General features: G+C 60.8%; 22 protein-coding genes, 1 tRNA gene and 2 pseudogenes. 13 read left to right on the top strand and 12 right to left on the bottom strand.

Annotated features, from left to right (window positions below):
- The first annotated feature begins 243 nt into the window (after positions 1-243).
- The 9 genes from trxA to CR103_RS23130 all read left to right on the top strand — a co-directional run bounded on the left by trxA (position 244) and on the right by CR103_RS23130 (position 6,606).
- Entirely contained in the window at positions 244-570 is a 327-nt protein-coding gene (gene trxA, locus CR103_RS01135) for a thioredoxin TrxA (RefSeq protein ID WP_099914156.1), read from the top strand.
- Between the two features lie 141 nt (positions 571-711).
- On the top strand, positions 712-1,974 hold the full coding sequence (rho, locus tag CR103_RS01130; protein ID WP_099787178.1) for a transcription termination factor Rho: 1,263 nt from the start codon (positions 712-714) through the stop codon (positions 1,972-1,974).
- A gap of 274 nt (positions 1,975-2,248) precedes the next feature.
- On the top strand, positions 2,249-2,518 hold the full coding sequence (locus CR103_RS01125) for a type B 50S ribosomal protein L31 (protein ID WP_099914155.1): 270 nt from the start codon (positions 2,249-2,251) through the stop codon (positions 2,516-2,518).
- A 101-nt stretch (positions 2,519-2,619) separates the two neighbouring features.
- The gene (locus CR103_RS01120; protein WP_099914154.1) at positions 2,620-4,365 is read left to right on the top strand and encodes an ArnT family glycosyltransferase; all 1,746 of its coding nucleotides are present in this window, start codon (positions 2,620-2,622) and stop codon (positions 4,363-4,365) included.
- A 170-nt stretch (positions 4,366-4,535) separates the two neighbouring features.
- Complete coding sequence (locus tag CR103_RS01115) at positions 4,536-5,006, top strand: hypothetical protein (protein WP_099914153.1); 471 nt, start codon at positions 4,536-4,538, stop codon at positions 5,004-5,006.
- A gap of 110 nt (positions 5,007-5,116) precedes the next feature.
- Positions 5,117-5,201: transfer RNA gene (locus tag CR103_RS01110), tRNA-Leu, on the top strand.
- A gap of 165 nt (positions 5,202-5,366) precedes the next feature.
- Positions 5,367-5,768: an integrase arm-type DNA-binding domain-containing protein gene (locus CR103_RS23140; protein WP_229442591.1), complete on the top strand. Its 402-nt coding sequence runs from the start codon at positions 5,367-5,369 to the stop codon at positions 5,766-5,768.
- The gene (locus CR103_RS24290; RefSeq protein WP_441293455.1) at positions 5,659-5,940 is read left to right on the top strand and encodes a phage integrase central domain-containing protein; all 282 of its coding nucleotides are present in this window, start codon (positions 5,659-5,661) and stop codon (positions 5,938-5,940) included. The genes CR103_RS23140 and CR103_RS24290 overlap by 110 nt, the downstream gene beginning before the upstream one ends.
- 39 nt (positions 5,941-5,979) lie before the next feature.
- Positions 5,980-6,606, top strand: coding sequence for a tyrosine-type recombinase/integrase (locus CR103_RS23130; protein ID WP_229442587.1), 627 nt, complete (start codon positions 5,980-5,982; stop codon positions 6,604-6,606).
- A 265-nt stretch (positions 6,607-6,871) separates the two neighbouring features.
- Here CR103_RS23130 and CR103_RS01100 read toward each other — a convergent pair whose 3' ends face one another.
- The 12 genes and pseudogenes from CR103_RS01100 to CR103_RS22380 form a co-directional block, all read right to left on the bottom strand.
- Positions 6,872-7,480, bottom strand: a complete 609-nt coding sequence (locus CR103_RS01100) for a TadE/TadG family type IV pilus assembly protein (RefSeq protein WP_099914152.1) — start codon at positions 7,478-7,480, stop codon at positions 6,872-6,874.
- Positions 7,467-7,946, bottom strand: a complete 480-nt coding sequence (locus tag CR103_RS01095; RefSeq protein ID WP_099914151.1) for a TadE/TadG family type IV pilus assembly protein — start codon at positions 7,944-7,946, stop codon at positions 7,467-7,469. Before CR103_RS01095 ends, CR103_RS01100 begins: the two co-directional genes overlap by 14 nt.
- On the bottom strand, positions 7,943-9,499 hold the full coding sequence (locus tag CR103_RS01090; protein WP_229442585.1) for a pilus assembly protein TadG-related protein: 1,557 nt from the start codon (positions 9,497-9,499) through the stop codon (positions 7,943-7,945). Before CR103_RS01090 ends, CR103_RS01095 begins: the two co-directional genes overlap by 4 nt.
- Positions 9,471-9,920 (bottom strand): hypothetical protein, encoded by a 450-nt coding sequence (locus tag CR103_RS21910; RefSeq protein ID WP_143752489.1) that lies wholly within the window; start codon positions 9,918-9,920, stop codon positions 9,471-9,473. Before CR103_RS21910 ends, CR103_RS01090 begins: the two co-directional genes overlap by 29 nt.
- Before the next feature lie 731 nt (positions 9,921-10,651).
- Positions 10,652-11,614, bottom strand: a complete 963-nt coding sequence (gene lhpI / locus CR103_RS01085; protein ID WP_099914313.1) for a bifunctional Delta(1)-pyrroline-2-carboxylate/Delta(1)-piperideine-2-carboxylate reductase — start codon at positions 11,612-11,614, stop codon at positions 10,652-10,654.
- 8 nt (positions 11,615-11,622) lie between these two features.
- A complete protein-coding gene (locus CR103_RS01080) occupies positions 11,623-12,378 on the bottom strand; it encodes a substrate-binding periplasmic protein (RefSeq protein WP_099914150.1) in 756 nt (251 codons plus the stop codon).
- A gap of 92 nt (positions 12,379-12,470) precedes the next feature.
- Positions 12,471-13,619, bottom strand: coding sequence for a glycosyltransferase family 4 protein (locus CR103_RS01075; RefSeq protein ID WP_099914149.1), 1,149 nt, complete (start codon positions 13,617-13,619; stop codon positions 12,471-12,473).
- 31 nt (positions 13,620-13,650) lie between these two features.
- Positions 13,651-14,787, bottom strand: a complete 1,137-nt coding sequence (locus CR103_RS01070) for a glycosyltransferase family 4 protein (protein ID WP_307719654.1) — start codon at positions 14,785-14,787, stop codon at positions 13,651-13,653.
- Positions 14,784-15,731: a GDP-mannose 4,6-dehydratase gene (locus CR103_RS01065; protein WP_099914148.1), complete on the bottom strand. Its 948-nt coding sequence runs from the start codon at positions 15,729-15,731 to the stop codon at positions 14,784-14,786. The genes CR103_RS01070 and CR103_RS01065 overlap by 4 nt, the downstream gene beginning before the upstream one ends.
- Position 15,732: 1 nt before the next feature.
- On the bottom strand, positions 15,733-16,776 hold the full coding sequence (gene gmd, locus CR103_RS01060; protein WP_099914147.1) for a GDP-mannose 4,6-dehydratase: 1,044 nt from the start codon (positions 16,774-16,776) through the stop codon (positions 15,733-15,735).
- A 241-nt stretch (positions 16,777-17,017) separates the two neighbouring features.
- A complete protein-coding gene (locus CR103_RS01055; protein WP_099914146.1) occupies positions 17,018-19,330 on the bottom strand; it encodes an NADP-dependent malic enzyme in 2,313 nt (770 codons plus the stop codon).
- Positions 19,331-19,768: 438 nt separating this feature from the next.
- Positions 19,769-20,169 (bottom strand): annotated as a pseudogene (locus CR103_RS22380) (SulP family inorganic anion transporter); the annotation flags it as partial.
- Between the two features lie 2 nt (positions 20,170-20,171).
- Here CR103_RS22380 and CR103_RS22375 point away from each other — a divergent pair.
- From CR103_RS22375 to CR103_RS01035, 4 genes and pseudogenes are all read left to right on the top strand, one after another.
- Positions 20,172-20,321 (top strand): annotated as a pseudogene (locus CR103_RS22375) (Tn3 family transposase); the annotation flags it as partial.
- Entirely contained in the window at positions 20,301-20,465 is a 165-nt protein-coding gene (locus tag CR103_RS21905) for a rubredoxin (protein WP_143752491.1), read from the top strand. The pseudogene CR103_RS22375 and the gene CR103_RS21905, both read left to right, overlap by 21 nt.
- Positions 20,466-20,579: 114 nt before the next feature.
- On the top strand, positions 20,580-20,762 hold the full coding sequence (locus CR103_RS22370) for a hypothetical protein (protein ID WP_180279233.1): 183 nt from the start codon (positions 20,580-20,582) through the stop codon (positions 20,760-20,762).
- 185 nt (positions 20,763-20,947) lie between these two features.
- Positions 20,948-21,415, top strand: coding sequence for a Dps family protein (locus tag CR103_RS01035; RefSeq protein ID WP_218968433.1), 468 nt, complete (start codon positions 20,948-20,950; stop codon positions 21,413-21,415).
- Positions 21,416-21,468: the final 53 nt, after the last annotated feature.

Genomic DNA, 21,468 nt, shown 5'->3' with positions numbered 1-21,468 from the left:
GCGCTTGCACAAAACTCAACTTTTCACACGAAGCGTCTCTCTTTTTTTAAAAATAGGTTATTATTTAGTCTAATCCCCCGCCTGACGCCCCCGCGCCGCCCTTCCGCTTATTGAAATAGCGCTTTCCGTCGCCACCATAAGTGTGTTGCAAGAGTGTTGCAAAAAAGGAAGCCCGCCGGCGTGCCGAGCGATCATTCGGCAGTCCTAGGCGTATTTGATCCCCACCCTCTATTGAGGCAAGACATGAGCGAAAATATTAAACACATCAGCGATGCATCCTTCGAAGTCGACGTCCTCAAGTCGGAACGTCCGGTGTTGGTCGATTTCTGGGCCGAATGGTGCGGCCCGTGCAAGGCCATCGGGCCGATCCTCGAGGAAGTTGCCAAGGAATACGACGGCAAGATCCTGATCGCCAAAATGGACGTCGACGCCAACCAGGCCGTGCCGGCCAAGTTCGGCATCCGCGGCATCCCAACGCTGATCCTGTTCAAGAACGGTGTCGCGGCAGCGCAGAAAGTTGGCGCAATGGCCAAGGGCCAGCTGACTTCCTTCATCGACAGCAACATCTGATATGATATGCGACGGCAGCGCGCCCGCACTGTCGTTTTGATCCGGTTGGGAAGTGATTCAGCTTCGTCTGAATTCCTCCTGCCCCGATAAACCCACGCAACTCCCTCCCCTACCTTTATTTCCCGTCACGGGACCCAACTCATGCACTTATCTGAACTGAAGGCGATGCACGTCTCCGCACTACTCGAGATGGCAATTGGCCTCGATATCGACAACGCGGCCCGCCTGCGCAAACAAGAACTGATGTTTGCGATCCTGAAAAAGCGCGCGAAGTCAGGCGAACAAATTTTTGGCGACGGCGCCCTCGAAGTGCTGCCGGACGGCTTCGGCTTTTTGCGCTCGCCCGACGCCAGCTACATGGCCTCGACCGACGACATCTACATCTCGCCGTCGCAGATCCGCCGCTTCAACCTGCACACCGGCGACTCGATCGAAGGCGAAGTGCGCACCCCGAAAGACGGCGAGCGCTATTTCGCATTGGTAAAAGTCGACAAGGTCAACGGCGAGTCGCCGGAAGCGTCGAAGCACCGCATCCTGTTCGAGAACCTGACCCCGCTGCACCCGAACGAGCCACTGCGCCTCGAGCGCGAAATGATGGGCCAGGAAAACATCACCGGCCGTATCATCGACCTGATCGCGCCGATCGGCAAAGGCCAGCGCGGCCTGCTGGTGGCGTCGCCGAAATCGGGCAAATCGGTCATTCTGCAGCACATGGCGCACGCGATCACCGCGAACCATCCCGACTGCACCCTGATCGTGCTGCTGATCGACGAGCGCCCGGAAGAAGTAACGGAAATGCAGCGCTCGGTGCGCGGCGAAGTGGTCGCCTCGACCTTCGACGAGCCGGCCACCCGCCACGTGCAGGTCGCCGAGATGGTGCTGGAAAAAGCCAAGCGCCTGGTCGAGATGAAAAAAGACGTGGTGATCCTGCTCGACTCGATCACCCGCCTGGCGCGCGCCTACAACACCGTCATCCCGGCATCTGGCAAGGTGCTTACCGGTGGTGTCGATGCCAACGCGCTGCAGCGTCCGAAGCGCTTTTTCGGCGCCGCCCGCAACATCGAGGAAGGCGGCTCGCTGACCATCATCGCCACCGCCCTGATCGAAACCGGGTCGCGCATGGACGACGTCATCTTCGAAGAGTTCAAAGGCACCGGCAACATGGAAGTGCACCTCGAGCGCCGCTTGGCCGAGAAGCGCGTCTACCCGGCGATCAACCTGAACAAGTCGGGCACCCGCCGCGAAGAGCTGCTGATCAAACCGGACCAACTGCAAAAGATCTGGATCCTGCGCAAGCTGCTGTACTCGATGGACGAGATCGAAGCGATGGAGTTCATCCTCGACAAGATGAAGGCGACCAAGAACAATAATGAGTTCTTCGACCTGATGAGAAGGGGCGGATAAAACCCGCGGTGAGCCTGGCCGATATGGCCAGGCCGTTTTGCAGACATGCGGCGGTGCCCCATGAAACCCCTGCTGCACCATCACCAAAAGGACGCCGCGGTGTCCTTTTTCGCTGACTGGCGCCTTGGGCCGCCGTTTATTGCCTGATACCTTAAAACGCCTGTATAATCGTCGGTTGCAGTATTTAACCCCTGGCAAGTGATCAGCAATCGGGTCAAGAGGCAAGACGACCGCCGAAGTGCAGTTTGGCTACCAACTTTTAAGAGGCAAGACCATGCGTAAAGATATTCACCCAGATTACCGCGATGTCGTGTTCCACGACGTTTCGTGCGACTTCAAATTCGTTTCCCGCTCGACCATCAACACCCGTGACAAAATCACTCACGAAGGTAAAGAGTACCCACTGGTCAAGATCGAGGTATCGGCTGAATCGCACCCGTTCTACACCGGCAAGCACAAGATCGTCGACACGGCCGGCCGCGTCGAGAAATTCCGCCAGAAATTCGGCGCTGTCGGCTCCAAGACCGCCGTCGCAAACGGCTAAGTTTTCCGCCGCATGTGAAAAAAGCAGCTCCGGCTGCTTTTTTTTCGCGGATACTACCCACTTATTCGAGTCAAGGGCTGTGCCCGCCACAAATGCTATCGATGAAGCCAGTCCGTCTTTCCGCCGCCGCCACCCTGGCCCTGCCCCGCTGGGCCATCTTCGCTTTGGGTTTGCTGTACATCCTGCCCGGGCTGATCGGGCGCGATTTGTGGAAGGACGACGCCGCCAGCTACGGCATCATGTGGACCATGGCGCACGGCAGCCTGGACGACTGGCTGGCGCCCAACATCGCCGGCCTGCCGGCGCTCGACGAAGGCCCGCTGGCGTTCTGGCTGGGCGCCGTCTGCATCAAGCTGTTCGGCTGGCTGGTCGGCGACGTGATGGCCGCGCGCATCTCGACCATCGGCATTTTTGTGACCGGTGCGCTGTCGGTCTGGTACACCGCCTTTCACCTTGGCCGGCGCGCCGATGCCCAGCCGCTGCGGCTGGCCTTCGGCGGCCAGCCCGAGCCGGACGACTACGGCCGCACCCTGGCCGACACCGCGCTGCTGATCTATCTCGGCTGCCTTGGCCTCTTGGTCAACAGCCACGAAACGCTGGCCGTCACGCTGCAAGGCTCGCTGCTGGCGTATTTCCTATACCGCGCGGTGCGCTACGTCGAGGCGCCGAGCACTGCCAATGCCGGCCTGATCGGCCTGGCGCTGGGCGCCCTGACGCTCACGCGCGGCTGGCTGTCGCCCTGCACCCTGATGCTGGCTTTGTTGCTGTGCACCCGTTTCCTCGACATGCCGGCCGGGCGCACGCTGCGCGACATGGCCATTGCCGCACTCGTCGCACTGCTGCTGGCGCTGGTGTGGATCTTGCCGGCCGCAACACTGCACCCCTATCAGCTATCGCCGGTCGCGTCCTGGCAGAGGTGGAACCTGAACCAGATCGGCTGGCCGAGCTGGCATTCGCTCAAGGCGTTTTGCCGAGTCGGGCTGTGGTTTTTCTGGCCGGCCTGGCCGTTTGCCGGCTGGGCGATCTACGCCTGGCGGCGCCAGAGCCGGCTGCTGCACATCGTGCTGCCGCTGAGCTTTGTGGGTGCCTTGACCTTGCTGGTCCTGCTCGACCCGGCGCCCGAAAGTGGCGACTTGCTCAAACTGCTGCCGCCGCTGGCCATCATGGCCGCGTTTGGCCTGCCGGCAATGAAGCGCGGCGCCATCAACGCCATCGACTGGTTCTCGGTGATGGTGCTGACCATGATCGCCGGCCTGGCATGGCTGTGGTGGATCGCCACGCTAACCGGCTGGCCGGCGCAGCTGGCCAAAAATTCAGCGCGCCTGGCGCCCGATTTCCAGAGCGAATTCGGGATGGTCGCCTTCCTGGTGGCCGCTGCCGCCACCATCGGCTGGTTCGTGCTGGTGCACTGGCGCATCTCGCGCCATCCGGCCGTGCTGTGGCGCGCCGTGGTGCTGTCGTCGGGCGGCCTGATCCTGTTCTGGGTGCTAATGATGACCTTGTTGCTGCCCCAGCTCAATTACGGCAAGAGCTACCGCAGCGTGGCCCGGCACATTGCCGCCAACCTGCCAAACAGCGAAGGAGAAGGCGGCGGCTGCATTGCCACCAACGTCTCGCCGGCCCAGCGCGCCTCGTTCGCCTTCTATGGCGGGCTCACCTTCGCCGGGGTCAAAGGCGTCCAGTGCGACCTGCTGCTGCTGCAGGACAGCACCAACCTGAAGGATTCCCGCGAAGTTGAGCAAGCTTTCCGCGGCAAGCATTGGCTGCTGCTGTGGGAAGGCCGGCGCCCGTACGACCGCGAAGAACGTTTTCGCCTGTACCGCCGCGCCACGGTGCCGGCCACATGAAGATCACGGCGAAAATTTCTTACTGATGACGTAACGGCGTGATGGCGCGCTGGCGCCCACGCCCCCCCCCCCAACCGGACACTGCCATGAGAATTGATAAATATCAATTCGCTAATGGCGATGGCGCCGAGAATGACTGAGGGTTAACGGGTCCATTTGGGGAGCTCATCATGAAAAGCGTATCGCTGTCGCAGGTCGTCCGGTCGCACGATAGTTTCCGATTTTTTTGCCCGCTCCAGTCGTGGGGCCAGTCCCTGTCGCTGGCGGTGACGCTATGCGCCGGCCTGGCGTGCATCGCCTTGCTGTTCATGGCGATCGATCCGACAGCACCGGTGGCTTACATCATCGTGCCGGTCCTGCTGGGCGGCCTGGCGCCACTGTTTGCCGCCCTGCCCGGAAAATTCCAGGTGGTGACCCGCTTCCACGCCCATTACTTTCTCAAGACGCTCGACCAGACCATCGTGTCGATGGGCTACAGCGCGCAGCTGCCCGTGACCGGCCACACCCGCCGCTACAGCCGCAGCACGGGCCTGTTCCACTGGAAGGAACACGCCATTGCCGTCACCATGAGCGAGCACGCGATCACCATTGACGGCCCGATCTTTACCTTGCGCATGCTGCAGCAAAAGCTGATCAACTGAGGCGGCGCCGCGCGAAGATTGCGCCACAACGATCGGACTGCATAAAACCCTCGTTTTCTAGCCCGCGGTCGTCTATAATCCTGCTCTTGCGTATGTAGTGCTGTCGTGCTGCCCGGATGGTGGAACTGGTAGACACAGCAGACTCAAAATCTGCCGCTTCGCGGCGTGCCGGTTCGATTCCGGCTCTGGGCACCAGCTTACATACCAACGTTACCAAAGTTTGCCAAAAAGCCCCTAAGAAATCAAACGCTTAGGGGCTTTTTTACGCTCAGGATGCCCGAGTTTGCCAATTGACACTCACTTAGTTTAGGGGCACTATCGGGGGCATTTGCTGATACTGCCCCAAAGGCTGCCCCTAAAATGCCCCGTCTCGTCGCCCCGCTGACCGACATGCGCGTGAAGAACGCGAAGCCCAAGGAGAAGCCCTACAAGCTGGCCGACGGCGGCGGCATGTACCTGGAGATCACTCCCTCAGGATCAAAGCTCTGGCGCATGAAATTTATGCAGTCGTCGGGAAAGGAAAGCCGCCTCTCGTTCGGCGCCTACCCCGAGGTTAGCCTTACCCAAGCGCGCGCTGCGCGCGCAGCGGCGCGGCAACTCAAAGCGACCGATGTTGACCCTGGGCAGGCCAAGCGCGATGTCAAGCTGGCCAATACGGCGGCGGCGCTCAACTCCTTCGAAGCAATGGCGCGCCAGTGGCTCAACAAGACTGCGGCCGAGCGCGCCGAAAGCACGCAGGCGAAAAACACTGCTTTGGCTTGAAAAGAACATCTTCCCCGAAATCGGCTGGATGCCGATATCCACGGTAAAACCGCGCGACGTGCTGGGGGCATTGCAAAAAATTGAAGCGCGTGGCGCCATCGAGTCGGCACACAAGATCAAGCAGATCTGCGGCCAGATATTCCGGCACGCCGTCGCTTCCGGGCTGGCATAACGGGACGTTACGGTCGACCTTCGCGATGCGCTAGCCGCCGTGCCGGAAGCGCACTATGCCGCCATTACCGACCCGAAGCAGGTTGCCGAGCTGCTGCGCGCAATTTATGTCTACACCGGCCACCCCTACGCCACAGCCGCCCTCAAGCTCGCACCTATGCTATTCCAGCGCCCTGGTGAACTTCGGTCCATGAAGTGGGTGGAAATTGACTGGGACAAGGCAGAGTGGAATATCCCCGCCAGGAAAATGAAGATGAAGCGTGATCACCTCGTGCCGCTGTCCACGCAGGCATTGGAACTACTGCGCGGCATCCAGGCCATTTCTGGCCACACCAAATATGTGTTCCCCAGCGTTCGGACTGACGCGCGCTGCATGAGCGATAACACTATTAACGTGGCGCTGCGCAGTATGGGCTACCCCAAGGAAGTAATGACTGGGCATGGTTTCCGGGCGATGGCACGCACGATCATGGACGAGGTACTGGACGAGCGCATTGACCTGATCGAGCACCAACTGGCCCACGCTGTTAAAGACCCGAACGGCCGCGCCTACAACCGGACAGCGCACCTGCCAGCGCGGCGAAATATGATGCAGCGTTGGTCGGACTATTTGGGCACGTTGAGGGCGGGGGCTGAAGTCATCCATTTGCATGGCAAGGCCAAATAAATCTATTCGGCCTTGCCAACCCCGCGGCAAATAATATTTGCTGCTCAACGACTCGGCATCTGCATCAGCATCAGCATCATCATGGTATTCGATTCAACCCCTAGTCCCGACTGGCTAGGCAACCAGCGCATTGGCATTTTGCATGCCACGCAGCGCTCGGCTGGCGAATGATCGTGCCGCCGCGCCGAACTTCATGGCAAGGCCGGTTTTGCTTTCGCCTGCTGCTACGCCCGCGCGCAGCGTACGACATTGTAGGTACCGCCGGTCACGGAGTCGCATTCGATGAGATCCCAAGCGATTCGGCCTTCGCTAAGGTCGTCGCTATGGTCAACGGCATTGAAAAATTGAGTAAGGGAACAATACCCTGGAATTGCATAGGTTCACAATTGGGTGAAATGCCAGATTGACACACCCGTGCCCGCACAATTCGAATGCATGATTCGCTGTTGGGATCAACCAGGCATCCTCTTCGGTTGGCGGCTGGGCTGGACGGGAGAGCGCCCGCCTGGATCGGCATCATTGTCAGAGCGCCATCGGTCTCGCGGCGCACCCACAAGTAATCGATCCGTATCGATTCGTCAGTCAGTTCCTTCATCAGCACCAGTCCACCTGCTGAGCTGCGGAAAATAGCGGATTGTCGGACGTTATTTAATTTGCCGGCGTTGGTGAAATCCGTATTTGAAGCTGCAGTCGCTGCCCTGCGAGTTACCTCTTGAAGCGTATTAAATAGAAACATGAGACGAGCCAATTCAATTACGCCAAACACTACTATGAAGAAAGCAACGATTACCAGGGCAAACTCGACTGCGGCAGCGCCCCGCTGAAGCCGCTTGCGCCTGCACGAATTGCCTATTGGGCGTTTAGTTGCCGACATAAGGCATCCTGACGTCCGCACGTATCCACACACCTTCATTACCCCCAACCTGATCGGAGAACCCGCCGAGAAAAATGTCCGACATCTTCATCCTCACTACTACCCTGACCTGGGTGGGTACACCCCCACCGATACACGCTAAGCTGTCGCAGTAGACTTCAACGCGAGGTGCCACCATCCCGGGATTTAGCTCAGCAATTTCCTCTACAGCTACCGCTTTCGCCAAGGTGGCGATCCCGACGTCCTCACCGTCCGGCCTACTCGTCGCTATCTCCAGGGTCGTCGCATTCGCCAACATGATGACGGCATCATGCGCCGCCTTTTGAGCGACTGTGTAGTGCCAAAGTATGCGTCCGAAAAACAAGGTGAACGCTATCACAAGCATAAGTACTGGTAGGACGATCGCAAACTCGACTGCTGCCACCCCACGCTGGTTCCAAGCATTTTTCAATACGTGATTGTTCATGGGAAGAGCTCCACCTTGCCTCCAATGCTATCGACGGGGACCGCTCCTGCAAACTCAGCGGCCAGGGTGTTGGCAGTGGCCGGAACTGTCATGAAAAACTTTCCGATCGCTAGGACAGTTGCACTGTTGCTCGGCATTGGTGCACAGTCGAGTAGTGGCACATTCAGGACGCGCCGGCCTTTCGCGCCGGGCCTGTGCGCCGCGCTCGGGGCAGAAAAATTTACGCCGGTGAGTGCCTTGTACGGCGTCGACGAGCCTCCCGGATATCCCGCGGATGTCTGGCCTCCATACAAGTTTGACCAGGAGGCCGTTGTAAACGTCGTGTAACCGTTTGGCAAAGGCTCTGGAACGCCGGGGGAGTATGTTGTAAACGGCACGGCTTTGGCGTACGCCCACACAGGGCCATATTGGGCAGCAGGACCGCCGGGAGCGGGCAAGTCGGCAATTGTTTGCAGCTTCGTGCGGCCCGGCGCCGTGCATGTCACGTCCGCGGCGCCCCCGTTACACAATGCGGTCTGCTGACTTGTTGGCGATGGGGGAATGGTCATCCAGGGTATGGCCGAAGAGAAATACGACTTGACGTTCACGTCGGGAGGGGCGGCGTGGAAGTTGCAAAGACCATCTGCATACTGATCAAAACGAGAGTTGAGCTGCTTGTACAAGGATGCGAGCGGAAACGCCGGAACAACTGCAATGGTATCGCCTGTGATGCGTGGAATACCTAGCGTTCCAGTGCAGACGTATGGTCCGACTGACGCCGGTTGCACATCCGCCGCGGAGCCAGGAGTGCCGGGCTGCGCAAGTGGATTCACGAGGAAGTTTGCCCGCAATACTGGTGCTACCCCCGTAGGCGCAAGGTTGTTGAGGTCGTAACTGACCCCGCGCCGGAAGCCATATTGGACCAGTTCAGGGGGCCCTGGTGGGTTGGCGCGCGACGAGTTCGGCGTGTTTGACATGGCGCAAACGGCCAAGGGAGCAGCGTCGATTGTAGCCCGTCCGGCTGTCGCCTCGCTGGCCACGGTCACTGTCACGAAATCAGGCGACACCACGCCCATGAGTAAGGTGCGGACATTGCCGGCATCCGGTAGTTGATCTGTCCTGACCCTGACATAATAGAATCGCCCTGGCGTTGCAGCGGCTGTTCCAGCGTCTACCCAGGCACCCTGCGGGTCGGGGGACGTGCTGAACTTGATTGCAGAGTCAGACCAGCTGAAAGCGGTAGTGTCATACTGGTATTTCAAGGCCGCTACGGCACTTGCGGCAGCGGCCACTGCAGCATTGATACCGCTGGGAGTTCCATTGAGCTTCTTCGCGGCGCCCAGCGCTGCGGCGTTCGCTACATTGCGCAGTTCGACTTTTCGGTTATAGATGAGCCCCAGATCTAACGCCAAGCCGCAAATGCCAACCAGCCCAATAATCATTATGGCGGTTATTACGGCAATTCCTCCTCGCTGATTGCGAAAGGGCGCTGGTTTTTGTCTCAATCGATAGAGAGACGTGTACCGGCTGGTGTTCTGAAGAGAGTCACAAATGCGTGCTTCCATCTCGCTCATGCGCCTTCCCGAATATAAATCCATAACATGCTGCAAGATTTTGCCTTGCAACAAGACTGATTCTATCGACGGACTCGACGCCTTTATTGAGAAATGACAAACCTTCTGATGTCAGCTTTACACGGGCAAAAACGGAAGCTCCTTGCACCCAAGGCGATGGTGCCGGAGAAGGGCGCTTCATCCTTGGTAAGCCAGCGGGCGTGCTCCAGTAACACTGTGCTGCCGGCGCCACGATCAAGTACAGCGGCGGAATTGTTGGTGTGGTGCGTGCATTCGCGGCCGCAGACCATCGCCGTGGCTTTGCCAAGCCCGGATTGGCGCGTGCTTCGCCGAACGTCACGTTAATCTCGACGCATCCAGTGGCGATCTCGACGGCATGGTCGCCGTGCCATTCCAGTGCGACAGCATCAAGCAGCACCAAGCAGCACGCATACGGCCAGCGTATATGGCAGAGTCGTCCGGGCGCCCCGTTGCAGCGACACCGTTCCCGTGCTCCTGCGTACGCAAAACTCTTCAGACGATTCTTCCCTTCAAAGTGGTCAGCCCAGATAGATGGGAGGTCGTACTGCCGGCCCCTAACGCCCAGCATAAGATCATGACAAATATGCTAATTGAGACATCTTTCTTCTCCACCCGCGAAGCAACGCTTCTACCTGTAGGAATGACGAAACATGGATAAGGCGCCGAACATATTTACACTTCAGGAAATATGCGAGATGCTCATCAAGCACGCTGGAATAACAGAGGGGGGTACTGGTCCACAATCGTGGAATTTCAGATGGGCGCTACCTTTGCTGCAGCTGATGGTGGTTTGCCCCTTCCCACCGATCTTGGTTGGTGTAAGTCGGATTGGTCTTCAATCAGTAGCAGCCGACCACCCACAGGCCGTGAACGCGGGTACAGCTGCGAACGCCGCGAAACGGCCACGCACAGCAAAGAAAGCAGCGAAGGTAACGTGATTTAATAACTGGGATTGCGCCGAGCCATACCACTGTTGAGGAGAATATTTGTTTAGGGGCATTTTTAGGGGCACTCCTCCGATCGATCATCAACAAACCTAGCATCCATGGCGGTTTCAAGAGGTTTATCGATTCCGGCTCTGACCAGCTTACATTTCGCAAACCAACACGAAGAGACATAAACCCCTGGATTTCAAGGGTTCGTGTCTTTTTTTTTGCCGCCCGAGTTCTCAAGCACCAGCATCGCCGCCGCCAGATCCTCCAGCGCGGTGCCGACCGATTTAAACACAGTGCGCTCGTTGCCACGCCGGCCCTTGGCCTGGCCGCGGCACAGCGCCTCGAGCGTGCCGCCGATGTCGCTGGGAGCGAACACGCCGCGCGCTATCGGATGAAGCAGGTCGCCCGACTTTTGCAGGGCCTCGAGGGTGTCGACGAACAGGCGCGCGCCGGCGAAGCAGGCGTCGTCGGCTTCACGCATGCGCGGCGTAAAACTGCCGATCAGGTCGAGATGGCTGCCGGGGCGCAGCCACTCGCCGCGAATAATCGGTTCAGTGGCGAGCGTGGCGCAGGCGACGATGTCGGCGCCCCGCGCCGCCGCGTCGAGATCGATGCTGGCACGGGCGTCAAAGCCGTCGGCGCACAATTGTGCCGCCAGCTTCATCGCACTGTTGGGGTTGCGGCTCCACACGATGACTTCCTGGAGCGAAAGCACCTGCCGATAGGCATACGGCAAGAGGCTGGCGACGCGGCCGCTGCCGACCACCAGCAGGCTGGCGGCCCCCGGGGGAGCAAGATAGCGCGCCGCCAGCGCGGAGGCGGCCGCAGTGCGGCGCGCGGTGATCTCGTTGCCGTCGATCTGGGCCAGCGGCTCGCCGGTGGCGGCGTCGTACAGGATATAGGTCGAGAACAGCGCCGGCATGCCGCGCGCTGCGTTGCCGGGGAATATATTGACGGTCTTGATGCCCATGTAGCGCTCCTGCCACGCCGGCATGATCAGCACTGTGCCTGGTGTTAGTTCTCCACCGGGTTGATTGTCGATCGCGTGAACATGCCGGGGCGGCACTTCGCAGCCGGCCACGAACATGGCCTCGATCGCGCCGATCAGCGCGTCGAACGGCAGAGCGTGGCGGGTGGCGGCCGCATCGAAGTGTCGCATCGGCGCACTCATTGTCCGGTCTGCTTGTCGTCGACCCATTTTTCATACTTGCGGTCGATGCGCTTGACAGTGCCGTCGCGCCGCATGGCGTCGACGGCGGCGTTCATCTTGTCGATCAGTTCGGTGGGAACCGCGAGGTTGCAGGCGAGGAAGACGCCGACCCGCTTGAACGACAGCACCGGGACGATCTTCTTCCCCCAGCCGTTACGCGTCGGCAAACTGCTGTCACGGCGGAGTGCCGATGCCCAGACGTCGATGCGGCCCAGCAGCAGCTTGCGCGAATTGATCATGTCGTTGGGGGCGGAGTCGACACGAAAGCCGCGCGCGCGCAGGTATTCGTCGCGCACGTCGCCGTTGTAGGTGCCGATGCGCAACGCGCGCGCGTCTTCCAGCGTGTGCAGACTGTAGTTGCGGTCGGCGCGGCCCAGCAGCACCCATTCCGCGTCATCGGTCGGGCCGACCCATTTAAACAGCGGCTCCCGCTCCGGCGTGCGGGTGGTGGAATACAGGCAAGCATTGGGTTCTTGCTGGGCGAGAGCGTACGCTCGGCGCCACGGCAACAGGTCGATCGCGTAAGCGGTGCCAGTGCGGGCCATGATTTCGACGACTTTGTCGGTACCGCTGCCGATCACCTGGCCATTTTCGAGCATGCTGAGCGGCGGCGAACTTTCGGTCATCAGCCGCAGCCGCGGCGTTTCCGAGGCACACGCCCACGCGCAGAAAGCGGCAAGCAGCGCCGCGACAGATGCTTTGTTCAAAATCATTCGGTGCTTTCCAGCGTGCCGCCAGGCACGGCCACCTGGCACTATGCACCGAGCATACCAGTTGGGGAGAGCAAGTGCCAATCAGCATGAACTCAAACGGCCTGCGCGCCCTCGGTGCGGACCAGGGTACGGCGCGCCACCAGTTCGTGGTATAGCGCGTTGTAGCTGGAAGCCATCGCCTCAGCAGTAAACAGTTGGCGATAGCGCGACTCGGCCCGCTCGCCCATCGCCCGCGCCAGCGCGGGATCGTCCCACAAGGTGCGCATGGCTTCGGCGAACGCTTGTGGGTCGCTCGGCGGCACCACCAGCCCGGTTTCCTGGTCGACGTTGATGTACGACGTACCGGTGCCGATTTCGCTCGAAATCATCGGCTTGCCGTACATCGCGCCTTCCAGCAGCGAAATGCCGAAGGCTTCCGAGCGCAGGTGCGATGGAAACGCCACCGCGTAGCACAGCGTCAGCAGCGCGACCTTGTCGGCTTCGTCGAGCGCGCCGACGAACATCACGTTGTGCAGGCCAAGCCGCGCGGCATGCGCCTTGAGTTCCTGCTCGATCGGCCCGGCGCCGACGATGACGACCGGGTAATTGTTGCTGGCGACGGCGTCGAGCAGGATATGCAAGCCCTTGTAATAGCGCAGCACGCCGACGAACAGGAAGAATTTGTCGCCGGCGCAAGCGCGCCACTTGTCGAGCCGCGCCGGTTCCGGCAGCGGGTAAATGCTCTTGTCGAGGCCGTACGTGATGGTGCGCGTCTTGGCGCGGTAGCGGTCCAGCACCGCCGACGACGCCAGGTAATTGGGCGAGGTGGCGACGATGGTGTCGACGTTTTGCAAGAACCGGTGCTTGAGCGGCTTGTACAGCCGCAGCAGCATTTTCTGGCGCACGATATCGGAGTGGTAGGTCACCAAGGTCGGCTTGTCGACGCCGGCGACGAAATGGGCCAGGTCCATGAACGGCCATGGGAAATGGTAGTGCACCACGTCGCAGGCAGCGGCGCGGCGTTTCAATTCGCCGAAGGCGGCGAACGAAATGCCGTTCGAGGCGATGTTGATGTCGAGCGGCACGCGGCGCACGGTATGGCCCTCGAAGTCGATCGGGCCCAGGTCTTTGCCACGCGTTAAGGTCAGCACTTCGTTGGTCACGCCCAGCCGGCCGGTGCCGACGCACATCTGGCGGATGACCTGCTCGACGCCGCCGATCGAATCGGGGAAATAGTCTTTGTAGAAGTGAAGGACGCGCATAAGATCGGTTTGGGCGGCACGCAGCCGGTGCTTAACTGGATAACAGCGTATGGTACACGGCGGTGGTGCGGCGTGCCGATTCCTGCCACGTCAATTTGGCGGCGCGCATGCGGCCGGCGGCGATGCAGCGCGCGCGCAGGCCCTCGTCGCGCGCCAGCGCCAGCATGGCCGCGCCGATCGCGCCGACGTCGAGCGGATCGACCTCGAGCGCGGCGCCCTGCGTTACTTCCGGCAGCGAGCTGGTGTTCGACGCCACCACCGGCACGCCGGCGGCGAACGCCTCCGCCACCGGGATGCCGAAGCCTTCGTACAGGGACGCAAACACGAACACGCCGGCGCCCGCGTACACATGGCGCAGCGCGGCGCCGCTTGTCAGCGTATTGAGCCACACCACCTGCTCGCCGTTTTCGCTTGCCGCGGCCAGCCGGCGCAGCAGTTCGGAGCAAAGCCAGCCGGCGGCGCCGACGATCACCAGCTGGCGTTCGGCCCGCATCGCGGCCGGCAGCTGCAGATAGGCGGCCAGCAGGCGTTCGACGTTCTTGCGCGGCTGCAGCGTGCCGACGAACAGGAAGTAGCCGGCGCGTAAACCATTGGCGCGCAAGGTCGCCGCCACCGCGTCGGTGTCGGGCACTTGCAGCCAGGCGTCGTCGACGCCGTTCGGCACCACGCTGATGCGGTTCGGGTCGATACCGAAACAAGACACCAGTTCGTCGATCGCGAAATGCGACATCGCGATCACGTGATCGGCCTTGTGCGCGGCCTTGCGCTGCAGCCAGTTTTTCACGCCGCGCAGGCCAGGCCTGCACCACTCGGGATGGCTGATCGGCAGCGCATCGTGCAAGGTCGCGACCTGCGGGCAATCCATCCGCACAATGCGGTAGTCGGTGGCGTGATAGATATCGGCCGGCATGTGCACGCGGTTGGCGCGCGGTGTGAGCAGGTCGCGCAGCGAAGCTGCCTCGAACGACTGCGGCATCGGCTGGCCGACGCTGATGTCGCCCAACGCACCGCCGCGCAGGCGCGGCCACGCGTAAGCGGTCACTGTGCAGCCGGCGCCGGGCAGGTAGCGCAGCATGGCATCGGTGTAGACGCCGATGCCGTCCAGCCGCCCGCCGGTCAGGCCCGGTTCGATCATGTTGGTGCCCAGGCCGACGCGCAGCCCGCTCACGCCTCGAACATCCAACGCAGTGTGTCGGCCAGCGGGATCGGTTCAAGCGGGCCGATGGCCCGCGCCAGCTTGTCGTTGTTGCCGGCCAGTGTCAACACATCGTTGGCGCGCACAAAGGCCGGGTTGACGGACACATCGATATGGTAGCCGGCGATGTGCTCGGCCATGCCGATCACATCGGCGATCGCGTGCGACTGGCCCGAGCAGATGTTGAAGGCTTCGCCGGCGGCGGCAGGACCGGCCGCCAGCAGCCGGCGGTAGGTGCTGGCGACCACCCGGACATCGGAAAAATCGCGCGCGATGGCCAGGTTGCCCAGTTCGATCTTGCGTGCACCGCGGCGGAAATGGGAAACGATTTTTGCGATGAGAAAATTTTCGGCCTGGCCGCGGCCGCTGTAATTGAAGGGCCGCGCGAGGATGACCGGCAGTCTATCCATCCACAACCGCGCCATGTATTCCATCGCCAGCTTCGACACCGCATAGTCATTGGCCGGCGCCGGCACGACGCTCTCGTCGATGCACGCGACGTCGGCGTTGCCGTAGATGTTCGCCGACGACGCCAGCAGCACCGCCGACGCCTTGCGCGACGCGCCGGCCAGCGCTTCGAGCAGGTTGCGGGTGCCGACGACGTTGACGCGGTACATCAGCGCAGCGTCGGCGTGGGCGACAAAGGCAATGCCGGCCAGGTGCACGACGACGTCAGGCTGCACCTGTTCGATGGCGGTGGCCACGGCGGCGCGTTCGCACAGGTCGACTTCGAAGATGTCCGGTCCGCGCGCCTCGCCCGGCAGCACGGTGCCGAACACGCGGTAGCCGGCCGCGGCCAGTTCGCGCGCCATGTAATAGCCGGTGAAGCCGCGCAGGCCGGTGATGAGGGCACGCTTGCCCTGACCTTCGGCCTGTCCGACAGGCGCCACACCGGAAACGATACCAGGCGCGCTCATATCAGAACGAAACGCCGATTTTGTTGCGGCGCATGTCGGCCTCGACCATCATCGCGCACAGTTGCTCGAGCGTGGTATCGGGCGCCCAGCCCAGCACGCGCCGGGCCTTGGACGCGTCGCCGATCAGCAGTTCGACTTCGGCCGGGCGATAGAACTTCGGGCTCACCCGCACCAGCAGCTTGCCGCTGCGGCTGCAATGACCGGTTTCGCTTTCGCCCGCGCCGCTCCATTCGATGCCAACACCGGCGCCCTTGAACGCCATCGTAACGAAGTCGCGCACGCTTTCGGTGCGGTTGGTGGCAAGTACAAAGGTGTCGGGAACGTCGACCTGAAGCATGCGCCACATGCCGTCGACGTATTCCTTGGCGTAACCCCAGTCGCGCTTGGCATCGAGGTTGCCCAGTTCGAGAACGTCGAGTTTGCCGAGCACGATCTTGGCGACCGAGTCGGTGATCTTGCGGGTGACGAACTCGCGCCCGCGCAGCGGCGACTCGTGGTTGAACAGGATGCCGCTGGCGGCGAAAATGCCGTACGACTCACGGTAGTTGACCGTCATCCAGTGCGCATACAGCTTGGCCGCGCCGTACGGGCTGCGCGGGTAGAACGGCGTTTCCTCGACCTGCGGGATCGACTGCACCTTGCCGAACATCTCGGACGTCGAGGCCTGGTAAAACCGCGCCGACGGCTTGACGATGCGGATCGATTCGAGCAGGTTGACCGCACCCAGGCCGGTGATGGTGCCGGTGGCGACCGGCTGCTCGAACGACACGCCGACGAAACTTTGGGCAGCCAAATTATAGACTTCGTCAGGGTCGGCGGACTCCATCAGCCGGATGCCCGACGACAGGTCCGTCAGGTCGTATTCGACCAGCGTCAGGTTCGGATGCGCCTCGATCGCCAGCTCTTCGATGCGCCAGAAATTAACCGAGCTCGAACGGCGATAGGTACCCGTGACGGCGTAACCTTTTTCCAAAAGCAATTGCGCGAGATAGGCGCCATCCTGGCCGGTGATGCCGGTGACCAGGGCTTTTTTTCTTGTTTGCATGTTTATGGTGTGATCGGTGGTGACAAATTGTCGAAACAAGTGTTCTTTCTGACAAGCGGCATTGTAACAGAGCCGCTATCAGTGAATATTGCGATTGAGAAATAAGTGCAATATATACAATATATACAATAAGGTAATTATTATCGCGTCAAAGCCGTACCGCACGGCGCGCGCTTACCAATTGTTACGCAATATAGGAGGAACTTCGGCCAGGTTTCACTGTCCGGCCGAAGTGGCAGAATTACCGCTGGGAGACAGCGTCGACCACGCACAGCGCAGTCATGTTGACGATACGGCGCACGGTGGCCGATGGCGTCAGGATATGCACCGGCTTGGCGCAGCCGAGCAGGATGGGGCCGATGGCCACACCGCTGCCGGCTGCCGTTTTCAGCAGGTTGTAAGCGATGTTGGCCGAATCGATGTCGGGCATTACCAGCAGGTTGGCGTCACCCTTGAGCGTCGAGTTCGGCATCGTCTGGGCGCGCAGCTTCGAGTCGAGCGCGGCGTCGCCGTGCATCTCGCCGTCGACCTCGAGGTTGGGCGCCTTTTGCTGGATTAGTGCCAGCGCCGCGCGCATTTTCTTGGCCGATTCAGTGTTGGCCGAGCCGAAATTCGAATGCGACAGCAGCGCCGCGCGCGGCAGGATGCCGAAGCGGGTCATTTCCTCGGCCGCCATGATGGTGATCTCGGCCAACTGCTCGGCGTTCGGGTTGTCGTTGACGTGGGTGTCGACCATCGCCAGCTGGCGATCCGGCAGGATCAGGATGTTCATTGCCGCATACACGTTCGCGCCGGCGCGCTTGCCCAGCACCTGGTCGATATAGTGCAGGTGCAGCCAGGTGGTGCCGAAGGTGCCGCAGATCATGCCGTCGGCATCGCCCTTGTGGATCATCATCGCCCCGATCAGGCTGTGGCGGCGCCGCATTTCCAGCTTCGCCCAGTCTTGCGTAACGCCCTTGCGGCTGCCCATCTCGTAATACGTCTGCCAGTAGTCGCGGTAGCGCTCGTCGAAGTCCGGATTGATGACATCGAAGTGCTCGCCGATCTTCAGGCGCAGGCCGAATTTCTCGATGCGCTGCGCGAGCACTGCCGGGCGGCCGACCAAAATCGGGCGCGCCAGGTTTTCGTCGATGACGACCTGCACCGCGCGCAGCACGCGCTCTTCTTCACCTTCGGCGTAGACGATGCGCTTCATTGCCGGCGGCGTGTTCTTGGCCACCTGGAACAGCGGCTTCATGAAGGTGCCGCTGCGGTAGACGAACTGCTGCAGGCTCTGGGCATAGGCGTGCAGATCGGCGATCGGCCGCGTCGCCACGCCGGAAATCTCGGCCGCGCGCGCCACTGCCGGCGCGATGTGCGTCAGCAAACGCGGGTCGAACGGCATCGGGATCAGGTATTCCGGGCCGAACGACAGGTTCTTGATGCCGTAGGTGGTGGCGACGATGTCGGACTGTTCGGCGTGGGCCAGGTCGGCGATGGCGTGCACCACCGCAATTTCCATGTCGCGCGTGATGGTGGTGGCGCCGCAATCGAGGGCGCCGCGGAAAATATACGGAAAGCACAGCACGTTGTTGACCTGGTTCGGATAGTCCGAACGGCCGGTTGCCATAACGGCGTCGCTGCGCACCAGCAAGACTTCTTCCGGCAAGATTTCCGGGGTCGGGTTGGCCAGCGCAAGGATCAGCGGCCTGGCCGCCATCGCTGCCACCATCGCCGGTTTCAGCACGCCGCCGGCCGACAGGCCGAGGAAGATGTCGGCGCCGGGAATGACGTCGGCCAGGGTGCGGTGCACTGTCTCCTGGGCAAAGCGCGCCTTGTCCTCGTCCATCAGTTCGACACGGCCCTTGTAGACCACGCCGGCCAGGTCGGTGACGGTGATGTTCTCGATCGGAAAGCCAAGGTCGACCAGCAGCTCGAGGCAGGCCAGCGCAGCCGCGCCGGCGCCCGACACCACCATCTTGCAACTTTTGAGCTGCTTGCCGCACACCTTGACGCCGTTGATAATCGCCGCGCCGACAATGATCGCGGTGCCGTGCTGGTCGTCATGGAAAACCGGAATTTTCATGCGCTTGCGCAGCTGGCGTTCGATGTAGAAGCATTCCGGCGCTTTGATGTCCTCGAGGTTGATGCCCCCAAAAGTAGGCTCGAGCGAGGCAATGATGTCGACCAGCTTGTCCGGATCGGACTCGTTGATCTCGATGTCGAAGACGTCGATGCCGGCAAATTTTTTGAACAGTACGCCCTTGCCTTCCATTACCGGCTTGGCCGCCAGCGGGCCGATATTGCCCAGACCGAGCACGGCGGTGCCGTTGGTGATCACGGCAACCAGGTTGCCGCGCGCGGTATATTTATAGGAGTTGGCCGGGTCGGCCAAGATTTCTTCGCAAGGAGCGGCCACGCCCGGCGTGTACGCCAGGGCTAGGTCGCGCTGGTTCAACACCTGTTTGGTTGGTGCAATGCTGATCTTGCCAGGGCGGGGAAACTGGTGGTATTCGAGCGCTGCAACGCGAAGTTGTTGACGCAGTTCTTCTTTTTTCTCAGATGATGAGTCCATGCTGTGCAGCCTTCCTGTTTTACTGTCGGGAACTGTCGATTTTATCAGACTGATTCTTTCAATAAGCTACGTATTTTCACGAAGCCCGCCCAGCCCCCTATTATTGGAAATTCAAGCACACTAAAACACGAAAAACTATCGATTATATAGAAATAATTGATTTTATTAATCGATTAAATTGCGCTATCGTTTTTCATGCATCGATTGCATTTATTAATTGAATCTTCGGGCAACACGCGACGTGCGGATTGTTGTGGTTGGGCGATACTGCCAAACTCGCCCTTTTTGAACTACGCCCGATATGCGGGCGTCGCTGTCTGCATGATCGGCGGGCCGGCGGTCTAACCAACACGACGGAACCCAAATCATGTTTGTCGGGCCAAACGCACAGCATCATCCACACTCAGGTCACCGAAAGCAGCGTCCGTCAAATCCGGGATGGCTGCCCGGCGCGGCGGTAACGTGAAGCTGTGCTTGCGCCAAAATTCGGTCGGCATTGGCAAAAAAAGGCCGGAATCGGGACGTAGGATCAGGATACCGCTGACCGGCTGCGCTTGCGGATGGGCCGCCTCGCTGACGAAATCATGACTGTCGCCGAGCCGACCAAGGATGGTGACGGATGACTCTGACAAACGCCGTAAGAGCATGATCAGGCTGACTGCAATCGCTCCCAGCAAGCCGTCCAGTACGCCGAAGAGCAACACTGCGAAGACCGCAGCGACACTAATCAGCCTGTCCCTGTGCAGCAAAAAAGAGGGCCGAAAAACAGCAGGGTGAAGGGTGTGGCTGACCGCATGGATAACGATCGCGGCGAGGATCGGCTCCGGCGTCAGGGCGATAGCTGAACCTCAAGCATGTGCGCGCGCATTGGGACGATATCCTGCGCCTGGCGTCGTCGATCAAGCATGGCACCGTGACCGCATCGCTCGCGCTGCGCGAGTTGGGCCGCATTGAACGCACGCTGTTCACCATGAAAACTTACCAATGCATCGTTTGCGGTTTCATCTATGACGAAAGCGCCGGCATGCCGGCCGAAGGCATCGCCGCCGACACCCGGTGGGACGACATCCCGGCCGACTGGTCGTGCCCGGACTGCGGCGTCGCCAAGGCCGACGTCGAGATGGTGGATCTGTAATCATGACGGCGACACTTCCGGTTGTAATCATCGGCTCCGGCATGGCCGCCTACGGTGTCGCCCGCCAATTTCGCAAGCTCGACAAGACCACCCCGCTGACGATGGTCTCTGGCGGTGGCGCCGATCGAACCGAAGGACGACGCGGTACTGGTCGAGACGCCCAGTTGCAAGCTGGCGCCGCCGCCGCAGGGCAGCCGTGGCAAATGGATCAGCGCGGCCGACGGCGAGCGCACGCTCTCGCGCTGTATCGACGAAGAAGGCGTGATGCGCGGCTTCGGCCTGTCGCTGCACAAATAAAATAGCCGGCAGGTAAAACCGCCAAGGATTCCCTGCCATTTTCGAGAACCTGATACGATTGGGCGACATGACAAAATGAGACAAGGCTGCGCCGGTTGCTCGGGCAGCCTTGTCGGCCCGAGCAAACCACAAGCTGATTGACTAATGAGGATTAAACGATGAACAGCCCGAACAATGGAAACAAAATGGTCGATATGGGAATTGCAGACGATGATCGCAAGCAGATCGTCGAAGGCCTGTCCAAACTGCTGGCGGACAGTTACTCCCTCTACCTGAAAACCCACCATTACCACTGGAACGTGACGGGGCCGATGTTTCAAACCTTGCACCTCATGTTCGAGACCCAGTACAACGAACAATGGACTTCCGTGGACCTGATCGCCGAGCGCATCCGCGCGCTGGGCGAGCTCGCTCCCGGGTCGTACGCGCAATTCGCCGCGCTGACGTCGATCCCGCCGACCGTTGGGAACCCGAATGCAGCGGAGATGATTCGCGACCTGGTGGCAGGACAGGCAACCGTCGTGCGAACTGCCAGGGCATTGTTCTTGACCGCTGAAAAAGTGAACGATCAGCCGACCTGCGACCTTCTCACCCAGCGCATGCAAATGCACGAAAAATATGCGTGGATGCTGCGCAGCTTGCTCGAAAACTGAGCACGCAGTCGCGCATCGGCCGGGGTCGGGCTCGAGGGCATGTAAAATTGCAC

The organism is Massilia psychrophila (genome assembly GCF_002760665.1).
In the GTDB taxonomy this organism is placed as follows: Bacteria; Pseudomonadota; Gammaproteobacteria; order Burkholderiales; family Burkholderiaceae_D; genus JAFCUW01.
This window is presented reverse-complemented; position numbering and strand designations above follow the sequence as displayed.

Bases quoted from the DNA above. Each gene is read 5' to 3' on its own strand.
- trxA (WP_099914156.1), top strand. From the start codon at position 244: ATGAGCGAAAATATTAAACACATCAGCGATGCATCCTTCGAAGTCGAC.
- rho (WP_099787178.1), top strand. From the start codon at position 712: ATGCACTTATCTGAACTGAAGGCGATGCACGTCTCCGCACTACTCGAG.
- CR103_RS01125 (WP_099914155.1), top strand. From the start codon at position 2,249: ATGCGTAAAGATATTCACCCAGATTACCGCGATGTCGTGTTCCACGAC.
- CR103_RS01120 (WP_099914154.1), top strand. From the start codon at position 2,620: ATGAAGCCAGTCCGTCTTTCCGCCGCCGCCACCCTGGCCCTGCCCCGC.
- CR103_RS01115 (WP_099914153.1), top strand. From the start codon at position 4,536: ATGAAAAGCGTATCGCTGTCGCAGGTCGTCCGGTCGCACGATAGTTTC.
- CR103_RS23140 (WP_229442591.1), top strand. From the start codon at position 5,367: ATGCCCCGTCTCGTCGCCCCGCTGACCGACATGCGCGTGAAGAACGCG.
- CR103_RS01100 (WP_099914152.1), bottom strand. From the start codon at position 7,480: ATGTCGGCAACTAAACGCCCAATAGGCAATTCGTGCAGGCGCAAGCGG.
- CR103_RS01095 (WP_099914151.1), bottom strand. From the start codon at position 7,946: ATGAACAATCACGTATTGAAAAATGCTTGGAACCAGCGTGGGGTGGCA.
- CR103_RS01090 (WP_229442585.1), bottom strand. From the start codon at position 9,499: ATGAGCGAGATGGAAGCACGCATTTGTGACTCTCTTCAGAACACCAGC.
- lhpI (WP_099914313.1), bottom strand. From the start codon at position 11,614: ATGCGACACTTCGATGCGGCCGCCACCCGCCACGCTCTGCCGTTCGAC.
- CR103_RS01080 (WP_099914150.1), bottom strand. From the start codon at position 12,378: ATGATTTTGAACAAAGCATCTGTCGCGGCGCTGCTTGCCGCTTTCTGC.
- CR103_RS01075 (WP_099914149.1), bottom strand. From the start codon at position 13,619: ATGCGCGTCCTTCACTTCTACAAAGACTATTTCCCCGATTCGATCGGC.
- CR103_RS01065 (WP_099914148.1), bottom strand. From the start codon at position 15,731: ATGAGCGCGCCTGGTATCGTTTCCGGTGTGGCGCCTGTCGGACAGGCC.
- gmd (WP_099914147.1), bottom strand. From the start codon at position 16,776: ATGCAAACAAGAAAAAAAGCCCTGGTCACCGGCATCACCGGCCAGGAT.
- CR103_RS01055 (WP_099914146.1), bottom strand. From the start codon at position 19,330: ATGGACTCATCATCTGAGAAAAAAGAAGAACTGCGTCAACAACTTCGC.
- CR103_RS21905 (WP_143752491.1), top strand. From the start codon at position 20,301: ATGAAAACTTACCAATGCATCGTTTGCGGTTTCATCTATGACGAAAGC.
- CR103_RS01035 (WP_218968433.1), top strand. From the start codon at position 20,948: ATGGTCGATATGGGAATTGCAGACGATGATCGCAAGCAGATCGTCGAA.